Source organism: Exiguobacterium aurantiacum (assembly GCF_024362205.1).
Lineage (GTDB): Bacteria > Bacillota > Bacilli > Exiguobacteriales > Exiguobacteriaceae > Exiguobacterium > Exiguobacterium aurantiacum_B.
Map to the genome: position 1 here is coordinate 509,672 of NZ_CP101462.1, position 20,967 is coordinate 530,638.

General features: G+C 54.7%; 20 protein-coding genes. 18 read left to right on the forward strand and 2 right to left on the reverse strand.

Going from position 1 to position 20,967, the window contains the following annotated elements:
* Positions 1-21 precede the first annotated feature (21 nt).
* The 17 genes from NMQ00_RS02820 to NMQ00_RS02900 all read left to right on the forward strand — a co-directional run bounded on the left by NMQ00_RS02820 (position 22) and on the right by NMQ00_RS02900 (position 18,553).
* Positions 22-918, forward strand: a complete 897-nt coding sequence (locus NMQ00_RS02820) for a carbohydrate ABC transporter permease (protein ID WP_031423572.1) — start codon at positions 22-24, stop codon at positions 916-918.
* A 72-nt stretch (positions 919-990) separates the two neighbouring features.
* On the forward strand, positions 991-1,833 hold the full coding sequence (locus NMQ00_RS02825) for a carbohydrate ABC transporter permease (protein ID WP_031200025.1): 843 nt from the start codon (positions 991-993) through the stop codon (positions 1,831-1,833).
* Between the two features lie 29 nt (positions 1,834-1,862).
* The gene (locus NMQ00_RS02830; RefSeq protein WP_255177833.1) at positions 1,863-3,179 is read left to right on the forward strand and encodes an arabinan endo-1,5-alpha-L-arabinosidase; all 1,317 of its coding nucleotides are present in this window, start codon (positions 1,863-1,865) and stop codon (positions 3,177-3,179) included.
* Positions 3,180-3,195: 16 nt separating this feature from the next.
* Positions 3,196-4,506: an arabinan endo-1,5-alpha-L-arabinosidase gene (locus tag NMQ00_RS02835; RefSeq protein ID WP_255177834.1), complete on the forward strand. Its 1,311-nt coding sequence runs from the start codon at positions 3,196-3,198 to the stop codon at positions 4,504-4,506.
* Between the two features lie 280 nt (positions 4,507-4,786).
* Entirely contained in the window at positions 4,787-6,484 is a 1,698-nt protein-coding gene (gene araB, locus NMQ00_RS02840; protein WP_255177835.1) for a ribulokinase, read from the forward strand.
* The gene (araD, locus tag NMQ00_RS02845) at positions 6,478-7,176 is read left to right on the forward strand and encodes an L-ribulose-5-phosphate 4-epimerase (RefSeq protein WP_255177836.1); all 699 of its coding nucleotides are present in this window, start codon (positions 6,478-6,480) and stop codon (positions 7,174-7,176) included. Before araB ends, araD begins: the two co-directional genes overlap by 7 nt.
* Positions 7,177-7,210: 34 nt before the next feature.
* The gene (gene araA, locus NMQ00_RS02850; protein ID WP_255177837.1) at positions 7,211-8,698 is read left to right on the forward strand and encodes an L-arabinose isomerase; all 1,488 of its coding nucleotides are present in this window, start codon (positions 7,211-7,213) and stop codon (positions 8,696-8,698) included.
* A gap of 44 nt (positions 8,699-8,742) precedes the next feature.
* Positions 8,743-10,266, forward strand: coding sequence for an alpha-N-arabinofuranosidase (locus NMQ00_RS02855; RefSeq protein ID WP_255177838.1), 1,524 nt, complete (start codon positions 8,743-8,745; stop codon positions 10,264-10,266).
* A 1-nt stretch (position 10,267) separates the two neighbouring features.
* Positions 10,268-10,507 (forward strand): DUF6171 family protein, encoded by a 240-nt coding sequence (locus NMQ00_RS02860; RefSeq protein WP_255177839.1) that lies wholly within the window; start codon positions 10,268-10,270, stop codon positions 10,505-10,507.
* A 15-nt stretch (positions 10,508-10,522) separates the two neighbouring features.
* Complete coding sequence (locus tag NMQ00_RS02865; RefSeq protein ID WP_255177840.1) at positions 10,523-11,527, forward strand: aldose epimerase family protein; 1,005 nt, start codon at positions 10,523-10,525, stop codon at positions 11,525-11,527.
* On the forward strand, positions 11,524-12,693 hold the full coding sequence (locus NMQ00_RS02870; RefSeq protein ID WP_255177841.1) for a sn-glycerol-1-phosphate dehydrogenase: 1,170 nt from the start codon (positions 11,524-11,526) through the stop codon (positions 12,691-12,693). The genes NMQ00_RS02865 and NMQ00_RS02870 overlap by 4 nt, the downstream gene beginning before the upstream one ends.
* Positions 12,690-13,637 carry a glycoside hydrolase family 43 protein gene (locus tag NMQ00_RS02875; RefSeq protein ID WP_255177842.1) on the forward strand — a complete coding sequence of 316 codons (948 nt, stop codon included), beginning with the start codon at positions 12,690-12,692 and terminating at the stop codon, positions 13,635-13,637. The genes NMQ00_RS02870 and NMQ00_RS02875 overlap by 4 nt, the downstream gene beginning before the upstream one ends.
* Positions 13,634-14,578: a glycoside hydrolase family 43 protein gene (locus NMQ00_RS02880; RefSeq protein WP_255177843.1), complete on the forward strand. Its 945-nt coding sequence runs from the start codon at positions 13,634-13,636 to the stop codon at positions 14,576-14,578. Before NMQ00_RS02875 ends, NMQ00_RS02880 begins: the two co-directional genes overlap by 4 nt.
* A gap of 228 nt (positions 14,579-14,806) precedes the next feature.
* Positions 14,807-15,298, forward strand: a complete 492-nt coding sequence (locus NMQ00_RS02885; RefSeq protein ID WP_255177844.1) for a hypothetical protein — start codon at positions 14,807-14,809, stop codon at positions 15,296-15,298.
* Positions 15,299-15,469: 171 nt separating this feature from the next.
* The gene (locus tag NMQ00_RS02890; protein WP_255177845.1) at positions 15,470-16,504 is read left to right on the forward strand and encodes an iron-siderophore ABC transporter substrate-binding protein; all 1,035 of its coding nucleotides are present in this window, start codon (positions 15,470-15,472) and stop codon (positions 16,502-16,504) included.
* Positions 16,505-16,514: 10 nt separating this feature from the next.
* Complete coding sequence (locus tag NMQ00_RS02895) at positions 16,515-17,528, forward strand: FecCD family ABC transporter permease (protein WP_441294610.1); 1,014 nt, start codon at positions 16,515-16,517, stop codon at positions 17,526-17,528.
* Complete coding sequence (locus tag NMQ00_RS02900; protein WP_255177847.1) at positions 17,525-18,553, forward strand: FecCD family ABC transporter permease; 1,029 nt, start codon at positions 17,525-17,527, stop codon at positions 18,551-18,553. The genes NMQ00_RS02895 and NMQ00_RS02900 overlap by 4 nt, the downstream gene beginning before the upstream one ends.
* Before the next feature lie 46 nt (positions 18,554-18,599).
* Here NMQ00_RS02900 and NMQ00_RS02905 read toward each other — a convergent pair whose 3' ends face one another.
* Positions 18,600-19,349, reverse strand: a complete 750-nt coding sequence (locus tag NMQ00_RS02905) for an SDR family oxidoreductase (protein WP_255177848.1) — start codon at positions 19,347-19,349, stop codon at positions 18,600-18,602.
* A 137-nt stretch (positions 19,350-19,486) separates the two neighbouring features.
* On the opposite strand from NMQ00_RS02905, the gene NMQ00_RS02910 reads away from it, so the two are divergent.
* Positions 19,487-20,059 carry a TetR/AcrR family transcriptional regulator gene (locus NMQ00_RS02910; RefSeq protein WP_255178665.1) on the forward strand — a complete coding sequence of 191 codons (573 nt, stop codon included), beginning with the start codon at positions 19,487-19,489 and terminating at the stop codon, positions 20,057-20,059.
* On the opposite strand, the gene NMQ00_RS02915 is transcribed toward NMQ00_RS02910, so the two are convergent.
* Entirely contained in the window at positions 20,056-20,934 is an 879-nt protein-coding gene (locus tag NMQ00_RS02915; protein ID WP_255177849.1) for a LysR family transcriptional regulator, read from the reverse strand. The genes NMQ00_RS02910 and NMQ00_RS02915 overlap by 4 nt on opposite strands.
* Positions 20,935-20,967: the final 33 nt, after the last annotated feature.

Genomic DNA, 20,967 nt, shown 5'->3' on the forward strand with positions numbered 1-20,967 from the left:
CGTTGAAAGGATGGAAGGGTAATGAAAACAAAATCGATTTCCAAGTTATATCGAACTGAACAGCGGTACGCCTATTTGTTCGTTGCGGCACCGGTCATTGGGTTCTTCCTCTTTGCGTTCATACCGTTGATGTACTCTGTTTACGGCGCCTTCACGAATTGGAACGGCCTCGGTCAAATGAAATTTATTGGGTTTGAGAACTTCGTTAACTTGTTCCAAGATGAATATTTTTATAAATCGATGTACAACACGCTCTTCATGATGATTGGGATCCCAATCGGCATCGTCCTCGCGCTTCTGCTCGCCCTCGCGTTGAATCGAAAGATTTTTGGGACGGACACGTTCCGCGTGATTTACTACATTCCCGTCATCTCGTCGATTGCCGCCGTCTCGATTTTGTGGCAATGGGCGTATAACGGTGACTATGGATTGGTCAACCAATTCCTGGCTTTGATCGGGATCGACGGGCCGAACTGGCTCCAAAACACCGATACCGTCAAACCGGCGCTCATCCTCATGGCGATTTGGAAAGGGCTCGGCTACACGATGCTCCTTTACTTGGCGGCGCTCCAAAGTGTCCCGAAATCATTTTATGAAGCAGCGAAACTGGATGGGGCCAACGCGTGGCAAAGCTTTTGGCACATCACGCTCCCGATGGTCAAACCGGTCACGTTCTTCATCATCGTGACGAACATCATCGGTGGGGCACAAATCTTCACGGAAATTAACGTCATGACACCAACTGGGGGTCCGGAGTACTCGTCTGCCTCTGCGGTCTTCTACATTTGGCAAAAATCGTTCGGGAACTTCCAACTCGGTTACGCTTCGGCGATGGCGCTCGTCCTCGGGCTCTTCATTTTCATCGTCACGTTGCTCCAATTCCGGATGAATGAAAAATCATCGTTCGATCTTGATTGAGCGATTCGCGTATAGGAAAGGAGAATGACCATGCAATTAGCTCTCTCACGGAAAAAAGAGAACGTGGAAACGATGTCGGTGAAGAAGAAGGATCGAATCACGGATTTCTTCATCTTTATCTTCCTCTCTATCGGAGCGGTCGTCATGATCGCACCGCTGCTGTGGATGGTGTCGACGTCGCTAAAATCAAAAGAGGATGTGTTCGCACTCCCGCCCGTATGGATCCCGACCGATATTTCGTTTAGCAAGTACACGGAAATTTGGAGTATGGGTCCGTTATTATCGGGGATATCGAACAGTTTGATTGTCGCATTATCCGTTACGATCGTCGGGACGTTCACGTCGAGCTTGGCAGCGTTCGCCTTCGCGAAGTTGAACTTCAGAGGCAAGAATAAAATCTTCCTACTCTTGTTCGCTTCTGTCATGATCCCATACCCGGTGCTCATGATTCCCCAGTTCATGATGTTCTCGAGCATCGGCTGGGTGGACACGCTGTTACCGTTGATCGTACCGGGGCTGTTCGGGAATATTTTCATGATTTTCTTCTTGCGCCAATTTTTGAACAGCATCCCGAACTCAATTATTGAAGCGGCCAAGATTGATGGCTGCTCGTACTTCCAAATCTTCTACAAGATTATCTTCCCATTGATCAAGCCGGCCGTGGCCGCGCAATTGATTCTTTGGTTCATGGCAATCTGGAACGACTATCTCGGGCCGATTTTGTATTTGAACTCGCCGGAGAAACAGACGCTTCAACTTGTCATCGCGAACTTCAACGCATCTTATGCAATTCAAAGTGATTATCCGTTAATCATGGCCGCGTCCGTCGTGGCGTTACTCCCGATGTTGATCGTCTTCATGATCTTCCAAAAACAGATCATCGAGTCGATTGCGATTTCTGGTGTGAAGGGCTGAGACAAGACAGAGTGCGTGCATGGAGGTCGATGAGGTTGGCACTCCCGAAAGCGCCGTTTGATCAACAAGTGGAAGATGTGACGCCAGACGTGCTCAACAAAGAGAGCGAGTGGACGACGAACTTCACGCATGATGGGGCGATCTTTAAAGATGGTGACACGTACTACGTTTTCTCGACGGATTACATGGTGGGTAGTCCTCCGACGCCCGGCATTCAAATCCGTAAATCGACCGATCTCATTCACTGGGAGTTCGTCGGCCGTGTGTTCGATCAAGTGTCTGAAGAGGCGTTCGCTTGGGCCGGTGGGAATACGTTCTGGGCCCCGGCGATCACAAAAATCGGAGATCGGTTCCACTTGTACTATTCCGTTTCAGGGGTCGGGAGCCGCACGTCGTACATCGGGCTCGCGACCGCCTCAACGATTGAAGGGCCTTGGGAAGACGAGGGTGCCGTCGTGACGTCGAAAGACGGAGACAGGGGTGTCGCCAACGCGATTGACCCTCACGTGACGCAAGATGCGGCAGGCAAATGGTGGATGACGTATGGGTCGTACTTTGGGGGGGTCTTTTTGACGGAGATTGATCCAGGCACTGGGAAACGAGTGGACGAATCGTCAGAAGGAACGTTGCTTGCCAAACGGAAAGACATGTCGATGGGCATCGAAGGGCCGGAAATCTTATATAACGATGAAACAGGCTATTACTACTTGATGGTGTCGTACGGTTGGCTAGAAGATACGTACAACGTCCGAATCGGTCGCTCGAAGTCGATCGCGGGACCGTACGTCGATTCGCGTGGCCGTGACTTACGCGACGAATCGGATGAGTCGTTTGATACGGGCGTGAAAATCGTGGGTCCGTACCGTTTCGAAGGAGATGACGGATACGTCGGGACCGGGCACTCGGCATTCTTACAAGATGGGACCGATACGTTCGTGTTGCATCAGGCGCGACCGAGTGAAGACATCTATTGGTCACATTTGCACGTCCGAAAAGTGTATTGGACGAAAGATGGTTGGCCGGTCGTCTCGCCCGAGCGCTACGCCGGGGAAGGAGACGTCGAGGTCGACGACGCCCATCTGGTCGGGGACTGGGACGTCATCACGTTCCCTCGGTTCGACGATGGGCAGCAAGCCTCGAGCACGTTGACGTTGGAACGAGGCGGGAAGCTCGAAAACGGGGACGGGTCCTGGCGATTGAACGGCTCGGTCCTCGAGGTCGAAGTCGGACAAGAGACGTATGAGACGCAAGTCGGAGCGGCTTGGGACTGGGAGAATTGGCAACCGACGATCATCTTCACAGGTCTGAGCGAGGACGGCACCGCCGTATGGGGCAAAAAACAATAAAAGGAGAAATGGGAACATGCAAAAACTGAACGGTCCTAAACGAGAAGAACGTTATCTGCTAGAACGATTGACGAACGAAACGATGTGGGGCACGCACAACGCCCACGATCCCGCCTCGATCAAAGTCGGGGACTGGTATTACGTGTTCTCGACGGACGCTGCCCACGGGCATCAAATCAACGGGGGGATTCAAGTGCGCCGCTCACTTGACTTGATCCATTGGGAATACGTCGGCTTGGCGTTTGAAGAACTTCCGCACGAGGCTGTGGAATGGACCGGGGCGCCAGGGCTTTGGGCGCCGGAAGTCGTGTTCATGGGTGGTCGCTATGTCATGTACTATGCGGCTTCACAGTTTGGACAGACGCAGTCCTATATCGGTGTCGCCAGTGCGGAAACGATAGATGGACCGTGGCATGATCACGGGCTCGTCGTGAAGAGTGAGGCTGGGACGTCAGGACCGAACGCGATCGATCCGAATATCACGTTCGATGCACATGGAGAACCTTGGCTCGTCTATGGCAGCTTCTTTGGTGGGCTGTATGTGTTCCCAATCGATCCGGAGACCGGGAAGAAACGTCCGGGGAGTGAGGGGACGTTGATCGCGAAACGGCATCAACGTGTCGAAGGGGCGATCGAAGGACCGTATATCGTCTATCGGGAGACGGATCGCCATTATTACTTGTTCGTCTCGTACGACTCCTTGTTCAAGGACTATCACATCCGTGTGGCCCGCTCGACTTCGATCACCGGACCGTACGTCGATTTTGATGGGAACGTCATGACCGACCTCGAGATCGACCCGCAACAAGTCGGCATGAAGATTTTAGGGGGCTATCGGTTCGGGGCTGGGGAAGGTTGGGTCGGTCCCGGTCATAACTCCATCTTGCATGACGGGGACAAGGATTATCTCTTCCATCACGTCAGAGGTGAGCAAGACCCGCACTGGCACGAACTGCATATCCGGAAAATCATTTGGACGGAATCGGGCTGGCCGCTCGTATCTCCGCAACGATATGCCGGGGAAGAAGAACGGTCCATCGAGATGGAGGAACTCGTCGGGGAGTGGGAGTGGATCTACATGGACCGGACGAAACATGACGTCCTGCCTTCAAGTAAAATTCAACTTCTAGATGACGGGACGTTCGTGACGGAGTATGGCGAACGAGGCCGTTATGAGAAGCTGACGGATACGACCATCAAACTCTACGGTCCTGAAGGGATCACTTGGCATGTGTTACCGGGCTGGGACTGGGAGAATTGGCGAGAGACGCTCGTGTTCGCGGGATTGTCTGACCAAGGGCACGTCTTTATCGGCAAACGACTGTAAATATCCGTACAACTTATCGCAGTATCTTTAAAGATGAATGTCACAGTTTTTTCAGAAGTGACGCAAAAACATTCAGATAAAATGTTGAAAACAGTTGATTAATTTAAAATAGTTGATACAATCAAGGTGTAAGTTATACGTACAACTTGATTGTATCTTTTTGTTTTCTGTACGATTCAGACATGTTATTTGAATAGTTGTACGGATGAAAAGACAGGAGTGCCCACACACTTTATTTTTTTCATCCTATATGTAAGCGCATTCTTTTGAAGGTAGGGTGATGAATATGGCCAACTATACAATCGGCGTCGACTACGGGACGCAATCAGGACGTGCGGTCCTCGTTGACGTAGCGACAGGTCGAGAAGTGGCGACCGCGGTCAAACCGTACACACATGGCGTCATGGATGAATATTTACCGGATGGGGTAACCCGTCTCGAGCATGATTGGGCGCTCCAACATCCGCAAGACTATTTAGAAGTATTAGAACTCACCATCCCGGCCGTCGTGAAAGAGGCGGGGATCACGGCTGACCAAGTCGTGGGACTCGGTATCGATTTCACAGCTTGCACGATCTTACCGATTGACGAACACTTGAACCCGCTTTGTTTCCGCGAGGAACATCAACAAAACCCGCACAGCTACGTGAAGCTTTGGAAGCATCATGCCGCGCAAGACGAGGCGGACGAGTTGAACCGCATCGCGGCCGAACGGGGCGAAGCTTTCTTGAAACGATACGGCGGGAAAATCTCATCGGAGTGGATGATTCCGAAAGTGTGGCAAATCCTGAACGAAGCGCCGGCCATTTATGAAGCGGCGGACCAGATTCTAGAAGCGACGGATTGGGTCGTATCCCAGATGACGGGACACGTCGTTCGGAACAGTTGCACGGCTGGATATAAAGCCATTTGGCATAAACAAGACCGCTACCCGTCAAACGAGTTCTTTAAAGCGCTCGACCCGCGGTTAGAGAATGTCGTCGAAGAGAAACTAACGCGCGACATCGCACCAATCGGGTCCAAGGCGGGTGAACTGACAGAGGCGTTCGCCGCGCGGATCGGACTCCTTCCAGGTACGGCTGTCGCGGTCGCGAACGTCGACGCCCATGTGGCGGTACCGGCTGTCGGAATCGCCGAACCTGGCAAGATGCTTATGGTCATGGGCACATCGACGTGCCACATCCTACTCGGTGAAGACGAACAGGTCGTTCCAGGCATGTGCGGCGTCGTCGAAGACGGCGTCATCCCAGGGTTGATGGGCTATGAAGCCGGTCAATCGTGTGTCGGAGACCATTTTGAATGGTTCACCGAGACGTGTGTCCCAGGGCATTACGTGGAAGAGGCCGCCTTGAAAGGCATCGGCATCCATCAGTTGTTGACGGAGAAAGCGGCCCGGCAACGTGTCGGGGAGAGCGGTCTCGTCGCCCTCGACTGGTGGAACGGGAACCGATCGACGCTCGTCGATACGAATTTGACGGGTGTCCTGCTCGGAGCGACATTGCTCACGAAACCAGAAGACATTTACCGGGCATTGATTGAAGCGACAGCGTATGGGACGCGAACGATTGTGGAAGCGTTCCGGAACAGCGGTGTCCCTGTGCATGAAGTATATGCAGCCGGTGGGATCGCCGAGAAGAACGCCCTCATGATGCAAATCTATGCGGACGTCTTGAACATGGAAATCAAAATCTCAGCCTCCTCGCAAACGCCTGCCCTCGGGTCGGCCATGTTCGGGGCGGTGGCGGCCGGTACGGAGCGAGGCGGTTACGCCACGATCACGGAAGCTGCAGCGAAGATGGGCCGTGTCAAAGAAGAGACGTACAAGCCGATCCCGGAAAACGTCGCGACGTATGATGCTCTGTTCGCCGAATATACGAAGCTATACGACTACTTCGGTCGCGGTGAAAACGATGTGATGAAACGCTTGAAAAAAATCAAGGCTGAAGCGTCACGTGTGAAGGAGGAGCCGGTATGGTAAGCCGTCGTTTGAAGGAAGCCGTGCTCGAAGCGAACTTGGCCCTCCCGCAACACGGCTTGGTCACCTTCACATGGGGCAACGTCAGCGGCATCGACCGGAACGCCGGATTGGTCGTCATCAAGCCGAGCGGTGTCCCTTACGAACGATTGACCGTGGAAGACATGGTCGTCGTCGATTTGGAGGGTAACGTCGTCGAAGGCGAGCTTCGTCCCTCATCAGATACACCGACCCATCTCGCGCTCTACCGGTCTCTCCCTGAGATCGGCGGGGTCGTGCACACCCATTCGCCATGGGCGACGAGCTGGGCCCAGGCGAAGCGGGCAATCCCGGCGTTCGGAACGACACACGCCGATTACTTTTATGGCGAGATTCCGTGTACTCGAGAATTGACAGACGAAGAGATCGCAACGGCGTATGAGCTCGAGACCGGACACGTCATTTTAGAGACGCTCGACGAATTAATGCTCGAAGCGGTCGCCGTACCCGGTGTGCTCGTGGCCAACCACGCACCGTTCTGCTGGGGCAAAGACGCGAATGAGGCCGTCCATAACGCGGTCGTCCTCGAGGAAGTCGCCAAGATGGGACTTCACGCCTTGAACTTGAACCCTGGCCTGACACCGATTAAACAGAGCATCTTAGATAAACACTATTTGCGAAAACATGGGGCGAACGCATACTACGGCCAAAAATGACCGGCACTTCGCCCTCACATTAGGGGGACTTTGGATGTTGACAGCGAAAACATATGAATTTTGGTTCGTGACAGGAAGCCAAATGCTTTACGGCGAAGACGTGCTTCGACAAGTGGAGGGTCATTCAAAAGAGATGGTGGCCGGGCTCGATGCGGCCGACGTCTTCAGCGACCGGGTCGTCTTCAAGGGCGTCGTCAAAAACGCAGAAGAGATCCGTCAGATGATGCTTCAAGCGAATGCGGACGACTCATGTGCGGGCGTGATCACCTGGATGCACACGTTCTCCCCATCGAAGATGTGGATCAGTGGCATGTGCGTCCTGCAAAAACCGTTGCTCCATTTCGGTACACAGTTCAATCGCGACATCCCATGGGACGCGATCGATATGGACTTCATGAACTTGAACCAATCGGCGCACGGCGACCGGGAGCACGGCTTCATCACGAGCCGGATGAACGTCAAACGTAAAGTGCTCGTCGGCCACTGGGAAGACGAGACGACACGCGGGAAGATGGCGAGCTGGATGAAAGTCGCTCATGCGTTGGCCGAAAGCAAAGTGTTAAAAGTGGCTCGTTTCGGTGACAACATGCGCAACGTCGCCGTGACGGAAGGCGATAAAGTCGAAGCGCAGATCCGCCTCGGTTGGACGGTGGACGGATATGGTGTCGGTGATCTCGTCGCATATATGGACGCCGTGACTGACACAGATCTCGACGCGCTGATGGACGAATACGCGTCTCGTTATGAGCTGACGAACAAAGGGATGGCTGAAGAGGAGTTCCTCGATTCGGTCCGTTACCAAGGCCGGATTGAACTCGGCATGAAAGCCTTCCTCGAGGCAGGCGGCTATACCGCCTTCACGACGACGTTTGAAGATTTGTACGGCATGAAGCAGTTGCCGGGTCTCGCCGTTCAACGCTTGATGGAGCAAGGCTATGGCTTTGCCGGAGAAGGTGACTGGAAAACGGCAGCGTTGGTACGTCTCATGAAAATCATGGCGAACAACGAGCGAACCTCGTTCATGGAAGATTACACGTACCACTTCGAGCCGGGCAACGAGATGGTGCTTGGCGCCCACATGTTGGAAATTTGTCCGACGATCGCGGTCGACAAGCCAAGAATCGAAGTCCACCCGCTCGGTATCGGCGACCGGGAAGCACCGGCCCGGATCGTCTTTGAAGGACAGAGCGGCAAGGCGTTGAACGCGAGCATCATCGATCTCGGCCATCGCTTCCGTCTCCTCGTCAACACGGTCGAAGGAATTCAGCCGGAAGAGGCGATGCCGAACTTGCCGGTCGCACGCGTTCTTTGGAAAACAGAACCTTCGATGGCGCAAGCGGTCGAAAACTGGATTCAAGCCGGTGGGGCGCACCACACCTGTTATTCGTATGAAGTGACGACCGACCAACTGCGGGACTTCGCGGAACTGCTCGACGTTGAAATTGCGGTCATCGACGCCAAGACGGAGACGGTCCAATTCAACAACGAACTACGTTGGAACGAACTTTACTATCGACCATAATCTAAAGGGCCACTTCGTTGGCCCTTCTTCATGGAGGAGATACAATGAACAACCAACTCATCAAACCGACGCACGTGACGACAGGGACGACACAGCTCATCGTCAATGCCGACTTAACCAAAGGGACGATCAGCAAGCACATCTATGGTCACTTCGCTGAGCATTTGGGTCGTTGTATTTATGAAGGGCTCTGGGTCGGTCCCGAGTCACCGATTCCAAACACGGATGGCATTCGCAACGACGTGCTCGCCGCCTTGAAGAAATTGAACATCCCGGTCCTCCGTTGGCCGGGCGGCTGTTTTGCCGACGAGTACCACTGGAAGGATGGGGTCGGTCCGAACGAGAATCGAAAACGGATGGTCAACACGCACTGGGGTGGGGTCGTCGAAAACAACCACTTCGGTACGCATGAATTCATGCGCCTCTGCGAGCTGCTCGAGTGTGAACCGTACATCTGTGGGAACGTTGGAAGCGGAACGGTGCAAGAGATGTCGGAATGGGTGGAGTACATGACGTTCGGTGGCGAGTCACCGATGTCGAACTGGCGACAAGAGAACGGCCGGAACGAACCGTGGGAACTCACGTACTTCGGCGTCGGGAATGAGAACTGGGGCTGCGGCGGTAACATGCGCCCTGAATATTATGCGGACCTGTATCGCCGCTACCAGACGTACGTCCGCAACTACGACGGTAATAAACTTTATAAAATCGCCGGTGGGGCGAACATCGACGACTATAAATGGACAGAGGTCCTGATGCGGGAAGCAGGGACGATGATGGACGGGCTCAGCCTCCATTACTACACGATCCCAGGTGACTTCTGGTTGGGCAAAGGCTCGGCTCTCGATTTCACGGAGGACGAATGGTTCATCACGTTGAAGCGCGCCCTCCATATGGACGAGTTGATCACGAAGCACGGCCAGATCATGGACCAGTATGACCCAGAGAAACATGTCGGCTTGATCGTCGACGAGTGGGGCACTTGGTTCGATGTGGAGCCGGGGACGAACCCAGGTTTCTTGTATCAACAAAACTCGATCCGGGATGCACTCGTGGCTGCGGTCCACTTCAACATCTTCCATAACCATAACGACCGCGTCCATATGGCGAACATCGCTCAAATGGTCAACGTGTTGCAGGCGATGATTTTGACAGAAGGAGACCGATTCATCCTCACGCCGACATACCATGTGTTCGAGATGTACAGTGTCCACCAAGACGCCGAACGCGTCGAACTCGCCGCGCACACACGTAACTATGTGGCCAAAGATGAAGCCATCCCGGCCGTGAACGCCACCGCTTCGCGAAATGCGGAAGGTGTGCTTCATATCAGCCTCTGCCAACTCGACCACGAGCAAGGCGATACGGTCGAAATCGATTTACGGGGAGTCGGCGCCATCTCTGACGTGTCGGCCCGGATTTTGACGGCAGACCATTTAAACGCTCACAACACGTTCGAACAACCTGACCTCGTCTCACCACGGGACCATGACGTGACCGTCACGGAAGACGGCAAGCTCGTCCTCGACGTGCCGGCGATGAGCGTCATCACCATCGCGGTCCGCTGAGATGACAGTGGCGGAGACGCGGCGATGTCGGACCTGTCCACCGCAAGCGACAGACCAAGACTGGCTGTTGACCATCGATGCGGAAGTCATGAAGCAGGTGTCGGATACGGAATATGAGGCACGCCTCACCCATTGCGCGGCTTGCCCGTTCCAGCAACAAGATACTTGCTTGAAATGTGGGTGTTACGTCTCGTATCGGGCGCGACTCGCGACGAAACACTGCCCAGTGAACGTTTGGTAAAAAGGAGTGGATGTCATGGAGCGGCAACTAGAAACAGCGATTGACGAGTCGACGATCACGCTCGAAAACGGCTTGTATCGTTTGAACATATTGACTTACGGAGCGACGTTGCAAGAATTTTCGATTCAGGACGACGGCTGGAAAAATATCGTCTTGTCGTATGGAACAGTCGAGGCGTACATGCAGGACACGTATTATTTGGGTGCGACGATCGGACGGGTCGCCGGACGGATCGACCAGAGTACGTTCGACCTGGATGGTGTGACGTATCACGTGCCCGCGAATGAAGGTGTCCATCACCTTCACGGCGGAGAAGGGTTGCACCGTCGCGTTTGGACGGTCGAACAGAGGACATCCGACCGTGTGACGCTTCATTGCGTCAGTCCGGAAGGAGAGAACGGATATCCCGGGACACTCGACGTCCGCGCCATGTTCGAACTGGTCGACCATGGCGTCAGCATCACATACGAGGCGACCTCTGATCAAGATACGGTGTGTGATTTGACGAACCATACGTATTTCAACTTGAGCGGAGGTGAGCGGGACATCTTGAACCATGAGCTTACGTTGTCCGCTGACACGTTCGCTGAGCTGCGGGATGATTTGATTCCGACGGGTCGCTTGCTTGAAGTCGATCAGACAGCGTTTGATTTCCGGTCTGGTCGCGCCTTGGCGGACGGTCTCGAGTCAACCCATCCACAAAACGAATTGGTCAACGGCTATGACCATCCGTTCGTCTTCACGGAGCGACGGGAAGCGAGACTCTATGAGCGAGAGTCACAGCGAGAGTTGACGATCTCGACGACGGCCCCCGCCATTGTCCTCTATTCGGGCAATCAGATGAACGAGACGACTTCATTGCGTGAAGGGACGTCGAGACGTCACTACGGCGTCTGTCTGGAACCGCAACACCTCCCTGATGCGGTTCACCAGGAGACGTTCCCGTCGATTCGCTTGAAGGCAGGAAACACGTACCGTTGGCAAACGACGTACCGCGTCGAGACAGGAGTCAGCCGATGAACCTCGAACAGATTAACGAACACGTTCAAGCTTGTGATTGCGGGAATCCCCATCACGCGATCACGATTGAACGGATGGTCGCGTCTGAACACGTTTGGGTCGAATTGGCTGCGTTCGTCCACGAAAAAGAGTGGAACCACCTCCTCGTCGTCGCCGACACGAATACCGAGCGCGTCGGGTTTCTCCCGCTACGAGAAGCCTTGATGGACATCGGAGTTGATGTGTCGCTCGTCTCGCTCCAAGCGGATGAGCAAGGCGACGTCTTGGCGGAGGAACGCTCGGTCGTCCAAGTATTGCTTCAACAAGATGAAACCGTCGATGCGCTCATCGCGCTAGGGGCCGGCACGATTCATGACGTCACCCGGTTCTGTGCGGCCAAAACGAAAGTACCGTTCATCTCGGTGCCGACCGCGCCGTCAGTGGACGGCTTCACGTCGAAAGGGGCCCCTCTCATTGTGAGAGGCAAGAAAATCACGTACCAGCTCGTGTCCCCGATTGCGGTGTTCGTCCCGAGTCAGGTGATTCGGAAGGCACCCGACGCGTTGATTGCGGCCGGGGTCGGCGATATGCTCGGGAAATACACGTCCTTGTTGGACTGGCGGTTCGGAGCATTTGACGGCGGTGAACCGTTTTGTCCGGTCGCCGCATCGCTGACGGAACAGGCGTTACAATCGTGTGTGGACGCCTTGCCTGCCATCTATAAACGAGACGCGGACGGGTTGGATCAACTGATGGAGTCGCTATTGTTGTCCGGAGTCGCCATGTTGATTTTCGGTCATTCACACCCGGCTTCCGGTGGTGAGCATCATTTATCCCACTATTGGGAGATGGACTTCATCGCCAACCATCGTCCGGCGATCCTCCATGGAACGAAAGTCGCCATCGCCACGATGGAACTCATCGATTCTTATAAAACAATGATGCTCGAATGGCCCGACACGCCGGGCGCGCTACGGGCGTGGGCCGAGCAGATGCCGACGCGGCAAAAGCTCGAACACATCTTCCACGCGTTACAGGCACCGCTCCGGCCGGACGAGATCGGGGTCTCCTCGCTCCTGTTAGCGAGTAGCAAGCGAGAGGCGTACCGTTTGAGAGAACGACATACACTGTTAAAACATATGAGTTTGAACCGAACACAATCTGAGGTAGGGGAGCGTTCTTTATGAGAGAGACGATCACGAATCCGCTAGTGGAACAACGAGCGGACCCATGGATCATACGCCATACAGATGGCTATTATTACTTCACGGCCTCGTTGCCGGACTTCAGAGGTATCCCGCTCCGTCGAGCGAAGACGCTCGTGGCCTTGACCGAGGCGGAGGAACGAGTCGTCTGGACCAAACGTGAGACGGGCATCATGAGTGCGAACATCTGGGCCCCGGAATTACATCACATCCAAGGGAAATGGTACCTCTATTTCGCGGCTGCGCGAGAAAATCACGTATTCGATCATCGGATGTATGTGCTCGAGAACAGCTCGGCGAATCCGCTCGAAGGGGAATGGGTCGAAAAAGGACAGGTCCGGACTTGGTGCGAATCGTTCGCGCTTGATGCGACGACGTTCGAGCACGAGGGGCGCCTCTATTATGTATGGGCCCAAAAAGACCCGTCCATCGATGGCAACTCGAACCTCTATATCTCGGAGATGGCGAACCCGTGGACACTCACGGGGCCACAGACGATGATTGCGACGCCGGAGTATGACTGGGAGAAGGTCGGGTTCCTCGTGAACGAAGGGCCGGCCGTGTTGAAGCGGAATGGTCACATCTATATCACGTTCTCTGCGAGTGCGACGGACCATCACTACTGCATGGGCCTCCTGCGCGCCGAAGAGACGAGCAATCTATTGGACGCGGCGAGTTGGACGAAGCATCCCGAACCGGTCTTCGGAACCGATGAAGCGGCCAGTCAATTCGGACCGGGTCATAATAGTTTTACGACGCTAGATGACGGGACGGACATCCTCGTCTATCATGCCCGTAACTATAAAGAAATCGTCGGGAATCCGCTCTGGGACCCGAACCGACATACGCGTGTCCAACCGTTCATGTGGGATGAAACTGGCCCGGTGTTCGGCCGGCCGATTCGCGACGAGGAGGCTGTACGATGAAGCAAGTAGAAGATCGACATTTGATATTAGAACAGCGGGCCGACCCGTGGGTATATTTGCATACGGATGGCTACTACTACTTCACGGCGTCGGTGCCTGAGTATGACTTGATCGAGCTACGCCGCGCCAAGTCGCTTCAAGCGCTTCGGACGGCCGAGCCGGTGACCGCATGGGTGAAGCACGAGACAGGTCCGATGAGCGACTTGATTTGGGCGCCTGAACTGCACCACATTCATGGCAAGTGGTATCTCTATTTTGCGGCCGCGAAATCGCGGGACATCGTCAACGGTCTGTTCGACCACCGCATGTTCGTGTTAGAGAACGAATCAACGAATCCGCTCGAAGGGGAGTGGGTCGAAAAAGGGCAGATCCAGACCGAATGGGATTCGTTTGCCCTTGATGCGACCGTGTTTGAGCACAAAGCGACCCACTATTTGGTGTGGGCCCAAAAGGACCCGGCCATCGAGGGCAACTCCAATCTATACATCGCTGAGCTCGAAAACCCATGGACGATTAAATTGCCACAAGTCATGCTGACGAAGCCTGAGTATGACTGGGAGACTCGCGGTTTCCTCGTCAACGAGGGGGCGGCCGTCTTGAAGCGAAACGGCCACATCTTCATCACGTATTCGGCGAGTGCGACCGATGAGAACTACTGTATGGGCATGTTGTGCGCCTCGGACGACGCTGATGTGTTAAACCCGGCATCGTGGTCAAAATCATTCCGGCCGGTGTTCCAGACGAATGCCGACGTGAATCAATTCGGGCCAGGTCACAATAGCTTTACCGTGAATGAAAAGGGAGAAGACGTCCTAATCTACCATGCTCGGACGTATACGGAAATCGAAGGGGATCCCCTCTACGATCCGAACCGTCATGCGCGCGCACAAGTGTTCACGTGGAATGAAGAAGGGCGCCCGGAATTTGGGAAGCCGCTCTAATCAGTAACAGACGCTCACACGTTGTGGGCGTCTGTTTTCGTGGAAGAGGAGAATATGGAGCAAACATTCGAGTTCTTATGAAAAAATATACATGACTTGTGTCTAAACGGTATTTTTAATCGATCATTGACTACACATAAAAACTCATTTACAAGCAAGGTGTGAAGAGGTTTATAGTTATAAAAAGAGAGATTAAATCTTGTAGGAATCGAGCGAAGATAAATGAAGATGAAATGGATCGTGCGAGCACTAGGTGGTCTGCTTGTCCTCCTAGCCTTGGTTGAATTAGCAACGGACCGGTCTGACCCACCGAACCCTCCGATTGAACACACGTTTGAGGAACCGATTGCGTTTCCGTTTGAGATTACGCAACGCTACAGTGAGATTGATATCGAAAAGCCGCACCATATGCATCAATTCGTGTTTAACTATGTGAACGAGGAGACGGCACAAGAGTTGCGCTACATTGTCCATAAAGTCGTCGATGAGCCTGAAGACATGGAGGACATCTCGTCATATGGAGACCAATACATACTTGCGGACGGGACCTCTGCTTTCTACGATGAGACGGAATCGACGTCCCAAGGGTTATGGTGGATCAACAAAGACGGCTTCACCGCCCGCATCATCTACTACATCGATGGCAACTCCGTCGAACTTGACGACGAGACCCGCTTACCGGTCCAGCAACTGATCAATTTAGCCAATCAAACATTATGACGTCAGCCCGCTTTTCTCATTCGGTGAGAAATGCGGGCTGTTTCTATTTTTCCTTAAATATCTTGAAGTTCAGATTGACAGCACGCCCGGATTCGTCCTATACTCATAAATGATAATGATTATCAATGTCGGCGTTAGAACGTTGTCATACAGAAAAAAGGGGATTAGGACATGAACTACAAGAAAATGCTACATATGTTCATCATCATGTCTGCTTTCGTGCTCGTGCTCGCAGGATGCGGCTCGAACAACGAAGATGCAGCCACGACAGATGAGTCTGCCGAAACGGCAGAAGGCTATCCGATCACAATCAAACACGCCTTAGGCGAGACGGTCATCGACAAGAAGCCAGAACGCGTCGCAACGGTCGGTTGGTCGAACCAAGACGTCGCACTCGCGCTCGACGTCGTACCAGTCGGATTCTCGGCTGCGAACTACGGCGTCCAAGACGGCAGCGGCATGTTGCCATGGACAGCTGACAAGTTGAAAGACCTCGGTGAAGAAAACCCGAACATCTATCAAGACACGGACGGCCTCGACTTCGAAGCGATCGCCGATTCACAGCCTGACGTCATTCTCGCCGCCTACTCAGGCATCACGCAAGAAGACTACGATACGTTGACAGAGATCGCACCGGTCGTCGCATACCAAGAGACGCCTTGGGTGTCATCATGGCAGGACACGGTCCTTTATGACTCGATGGCCATGGGCATGGAAGCAGAAGGAAAACAGTTGATCGAAGATACAGAGAAGCTCATCGCCGACAAGGCTGCTGAAGTACCAGAGATTGAAGGCAAGAAAGCGGCGTTCATCGCCCTCAGCCCTGACGATCTTTCGAAGTTCTACATCTACACGACAGGTGACCCACGCGGTGCCTTCATCGAAGAGCTTGGCATGGAGTACCCTGAGAACATCACAAGCCAAATCAAAGATGAGAACAGCTTCTACCTCGAGCTCAGCTCAGAGAACGCTGACATCTTGAACGACGTCGACATCTTCGTCGCCTACGGGAACGAAGAGACGTTGAAAGCACTTCAAGCTGACCCGCTCTACAGCAAAGTGCCGGCCATCGAACGCGGTTCGGTCGTCATGATCGAAGATAACACGCCGCTCGCGGCTGCTGGGACACCATCACCACTCTCGATCGAATACACGATTGACGACTACGTGAAACTCGTGTCAGAAGCACTCGCGAAAGTCGAGTAATCAAATGAATATGCCGAAGAAGTTACACACGCCGAAACGGTTCGGGCTCCTCCTCGTAGGGTCGCTCGTCCTGCTCGTCGTCTGTATGCTCGCTTCGCTTGCTTTCGGCTCACGGACAGTCGGATGGGATGAACTGCTTGACGGTTTATTCCGTCCGGCTGTTCAGTCGTATGAAGCGGATATCGTCCGACAGCGGGTCGTTCGGACGGTGTTCAGCTTCATGTGCGGGGCCGCGCTCGGTGTCTCGGGTGCATTGATGCAGTCGGTGACACGTAACCCGATCGCCGACCCGAGCATTCTCGGGGTCAATACGGGGGCGGCGCTGTTCGTCGTCGTCGGGATCGCTTTCTTCAACATCTCGACCGCGAGCGACTACATCTGGTTCGCGCTCGTCGGGGCGCTCCTCACGGCGGCGTTCGTGTTTGGCATCGGCTCGCTCGGGCGGGGCGGTTCGACACCGCTCAAGCTCGTCTTGGCCGGTGCGGCGACGAGTGCGGCCTTGTCGTCACTCGTCATGGCCATCATGATCCCGCGCTCGAACGTCATGGACCAATTCCGGTTCTGGCAAGTCGGCAGTGTCGGGGCTGGGACGATGGACTCGATTATGACGTTCCTGCCGTTCTTTATCGGCGGTATCATTATCGCTATCTTGTCGGCACCGTCCTTGAACATCTTGGCGCTCGGGGAAGAGCTCGCCACAGGGCTCGGTGTCCGCATCGGCACGTTGAAACTGATCGCTTCGTTCGCAGGCGTCATTTTGTGCGGGGCGGCGACGGCACTGGCCGGGCCGATCGGCTTTATCGGTCTACTCGCGCCGCACCTCGTCCGCTTGGTCATCGGGGCGGATGAACGCTATATCATCCCGATGTCGGCACTGACGGGCGCGATTTTATTGACGTTCGCCGACGTGACAGGCCGTCTGCTCGGCAGTCCCGGTGAACTTGAAGTCGGGATTGTCACGGCGTTCGTCGGGGCACCGATTTTGATCGCCTTGACGATGAAAGTGAAGGTGCGTGGCGTATGAACCAATCGATTCAACCAATCATTCAAAACAGTCGTAAGCGTCGGCAACGGACCGTCGTTGTGACGCTCGTCTTGTTCGCGCTCGCGCTCGTTTTGAGCGCGACGATGCTCATGCTCGGCAATACGATCTATCCGGTCGCGGACGTCATTCGTGTCTTGTTCGGGGAACAAGTACCGGGTGCCTCGTTCGCCGTCGGCACGATTCGTCTGCCGCGCATGCTCGCCGGTGTCTTCGCCGGACTCGCGTTCGGGATCGCCGGGACGGTGTTCCAGACGATGCTCCGCAACCCGCTCGCCAACCCGAACGTCATCGGCATCACGACCGGATCGAGTGCGGCGGCCGTGTTCGGCATCGTCGTCTTGCAGGCGAGCGATACGTTCGTCTCCGTCATCTCGGTCATCGGAGGACTGTTGACCGTCCTCGCCATCTACTTCTTGTCGAAAGGCGCCGCTTTCTCGATCGGCCGGCTCGTCCTGGTCGGGATCGGGATTCAAGCGATGCTGACGGCAGTCATCAACTATCTGTTGCTCATCAGTCGCCAAAACGATGTCGGCACGGCGATGCGCTGGTTGAGCGGCAGCTTGAACGGGGTGAAGATGGAGACGCTCCCGCCGCTCATGATCGCGGTCGCGCTCTGCCTCCCGGTCATCCTCCGGCTCAGCCGACAGCTACAGATTTTAGAGCTCGGGGAGATGACGGCGACGTCGCTCGGCGTCAAGACGAACCAGACGCGCGTGCTCTTGATCGTCGCCTCCGTGCTCATGCTAGCGCTCGCGACGGCGACGACCGGACCGATCGCGTTCGTCGCATTCCTGGCGGGACCGATTGCGAAGCGGCTCGTCGGGGACGGTCGCTCGACGATCATTCCGGCGGCACTCGTCGGTGTCATCTTGGTGCTCGCGGCCGATCTCATCGGTCAGTTCGCCTTCACGGCCCGCTATCCGGTCGGTGTCATCACCGGCATGGTCGGGGCGCCGTATTTGATTTACCTCCTCATCCGGATGAACCGGAGAGGGGAGCTATAACGAGAAATGAGCCACATCCCCGTAGGATGTGGCTCATTTTTTTTGATTAGTAGGCGGTCCAACCGCCGTCGATGGCGACGACTTGACCGTTTATGAAACTCGATTCGTCCGAGCCGAGGAAGAGGGCGAGTTGAGCGATCTCTTCTGGTTGTCCGATGCGTGGGTTGATGGCCATCCCGAGTTGCTGGCGACCGAACCCGGCCTGGCTCATGTTCGTCATCGTCGAGCCGATGTTCGTCGCGACCGCGCCCGGTGCAATCCCGTTACAACGGATGTTTTGGTCGGCATACATGAACGCCGTGTTCTTTGTCAATCCGACGACGGCGTGTTTCGACGCCGTATAGGCCGCGCCGGCCCGAGCGCCGTACAAACCGCCGGCCGAGATGTTGTTGACGATGACGCCGTGACCTTGCTTCGTGAACAAGTCGACGGCGATCCGCATCAATTTCATGACCGACACCGTGTTGACGGCAAAGATTTTCTCCCAGCGCTCGTTCGAGATCTCACCGACCGGCTCCATCCCGTCCATGATACCGGCGTTGTTGACGAGGATGTCGACTTGACCGAACGTCTTCACCGTCTCGTCGAACAACTGCTGCAACGCCTCTTCAGACGTCACGTCCGTCTGGATGGCGAACGCCTCGTCCGAGATGCTTTCGACGACGGCCTGGGCCCCGTCAAGATTCATGTCTGAGACGACGACTTTCGCCCCTTCTTTCGCGTAAAGCTCCGCGATCGCTTTTCCCATTCCTGATGCTGCACCTGTGACAATCGCTACTTTCCCCGATAACCGCATGACTGTCTCCTCCTTTTATTGAACATATGTTCAATAACTATTATAATGAATTTTAGAAATCGCTTACAATAATCAAAAAATAAGGAACTGTTGAGTAATCAACACTTTAGGCCATAACTGTTGAGAGGAATGTGCGAATCATGAAGCCGGATTTGCGTGTTATCAAAACAAAAAGAGCGCTTCATGAAGCGCTCGTCGAATTATTGAAGAATAGTTCGCTCGAACAAGTGACGATTTCGGAACTTTGTCGTGTGGCAAATGTCAATCGGGGCACGTTTTATTTGCACTATGCCCGGGTCGAGGACGTGTTCGAGGAGTATTTCCAAGAAATCACGGCCGACCTCGCCAAGTCATACGATGAGCCGTATCGTCATGTGAAGTTCCTCAATCCACGCGACCTCGAACCGTCGACGATTCGCATCTTTCACCACGTCCAGACGTACGTCGACTTCTATCGAATCGTCTTTTCGAAAAACGTGCCGCTCGCGTACTATTACATGTTGTTCGATGAGGTGAGGAAGTTGCTCCTCCGTGATACGGCGGCACACAAGCAAGATGAGATTGACCATGAATTGTTCTGTTCATATCAAGCGAACGCCATCGTCGGGATGATCATCCATTGGGCCGAACACGACTTCGCGGCCACCCCTGACGAGATGAACGAGCAGTTGGCGAACATATTGCGCCTCGATTCCGGCCGCCGTGTTTAGGTGGCCGTTTCCCGTTCATCGAACAGCTCTAAAAATGTCGAGGCGACGTTCGACAGACGGCTCCCGTTCTTCCAAATCAAATGGACGGAAGACGTGAGCGGGGGATGGAGCGGGACGAACACCAACTCGGTCCCGTACGTGTTGATGATTCCGTCGAGGCAGAGCGCGTGACCGATGCCTTCCCGGACGAGGAGCGAGGCGTTATAGAGCAGGTTATATGTCGCGACGACGTCGGCTTCACTCAAATCGACGCCGAGTCGGGCCGACAAATGCCGGTCGACGAGCGATTGCTCGGACAAGATGAGCGGCAAGTCGAGAAGATCCTCGGTCTCGATGGCAAGCTTTTGTCCGACCGGGCTGTCACGGCGCGTCAATATGCCCCAACGGTCGACGTGAGGGAGCTCGCGCGAGGCGTACGCCGCCAGATTGACCGGTTCGATGACGACCCCGAAGTCGAGGATGCCCCGGTCCAACTTGTCGATGACGTCGTCCCCGTTGCCGCTATACAGGCGTAACTTGACGTCTGGATGACGCTGTTTCATCTGTCGGAACGTTTTGACGACCGAGGTGAGCGTCTCCGTCTCACCGCCACCGATATACAGTTCTCCGCTGACGGGTGTCGCCGTATTTAAGTTGGCCGAGATCTTATCGGCCAGACGGACCATCTCTTTGGCGTGTTCGGCCAAATAGTAGCCCCGTTCGGTCAGCGTGACCCCGCCTTGGCTCCGCTCGAACAACGGTCCGCCGAGGCTGTCCTCGAGCTGGTGGATTTGCCGGGACAAGGCCGGTTGCGACAGCCGTAAATGTTCGGCCGCGCGGGTGATATTCTTCTCGCTCGCGACGGCGAGGAAGTAGCGTAGTTGTTGAAGCTCCATGTCATCCCTCCATGCGTTTTCGTTATGGTTCTT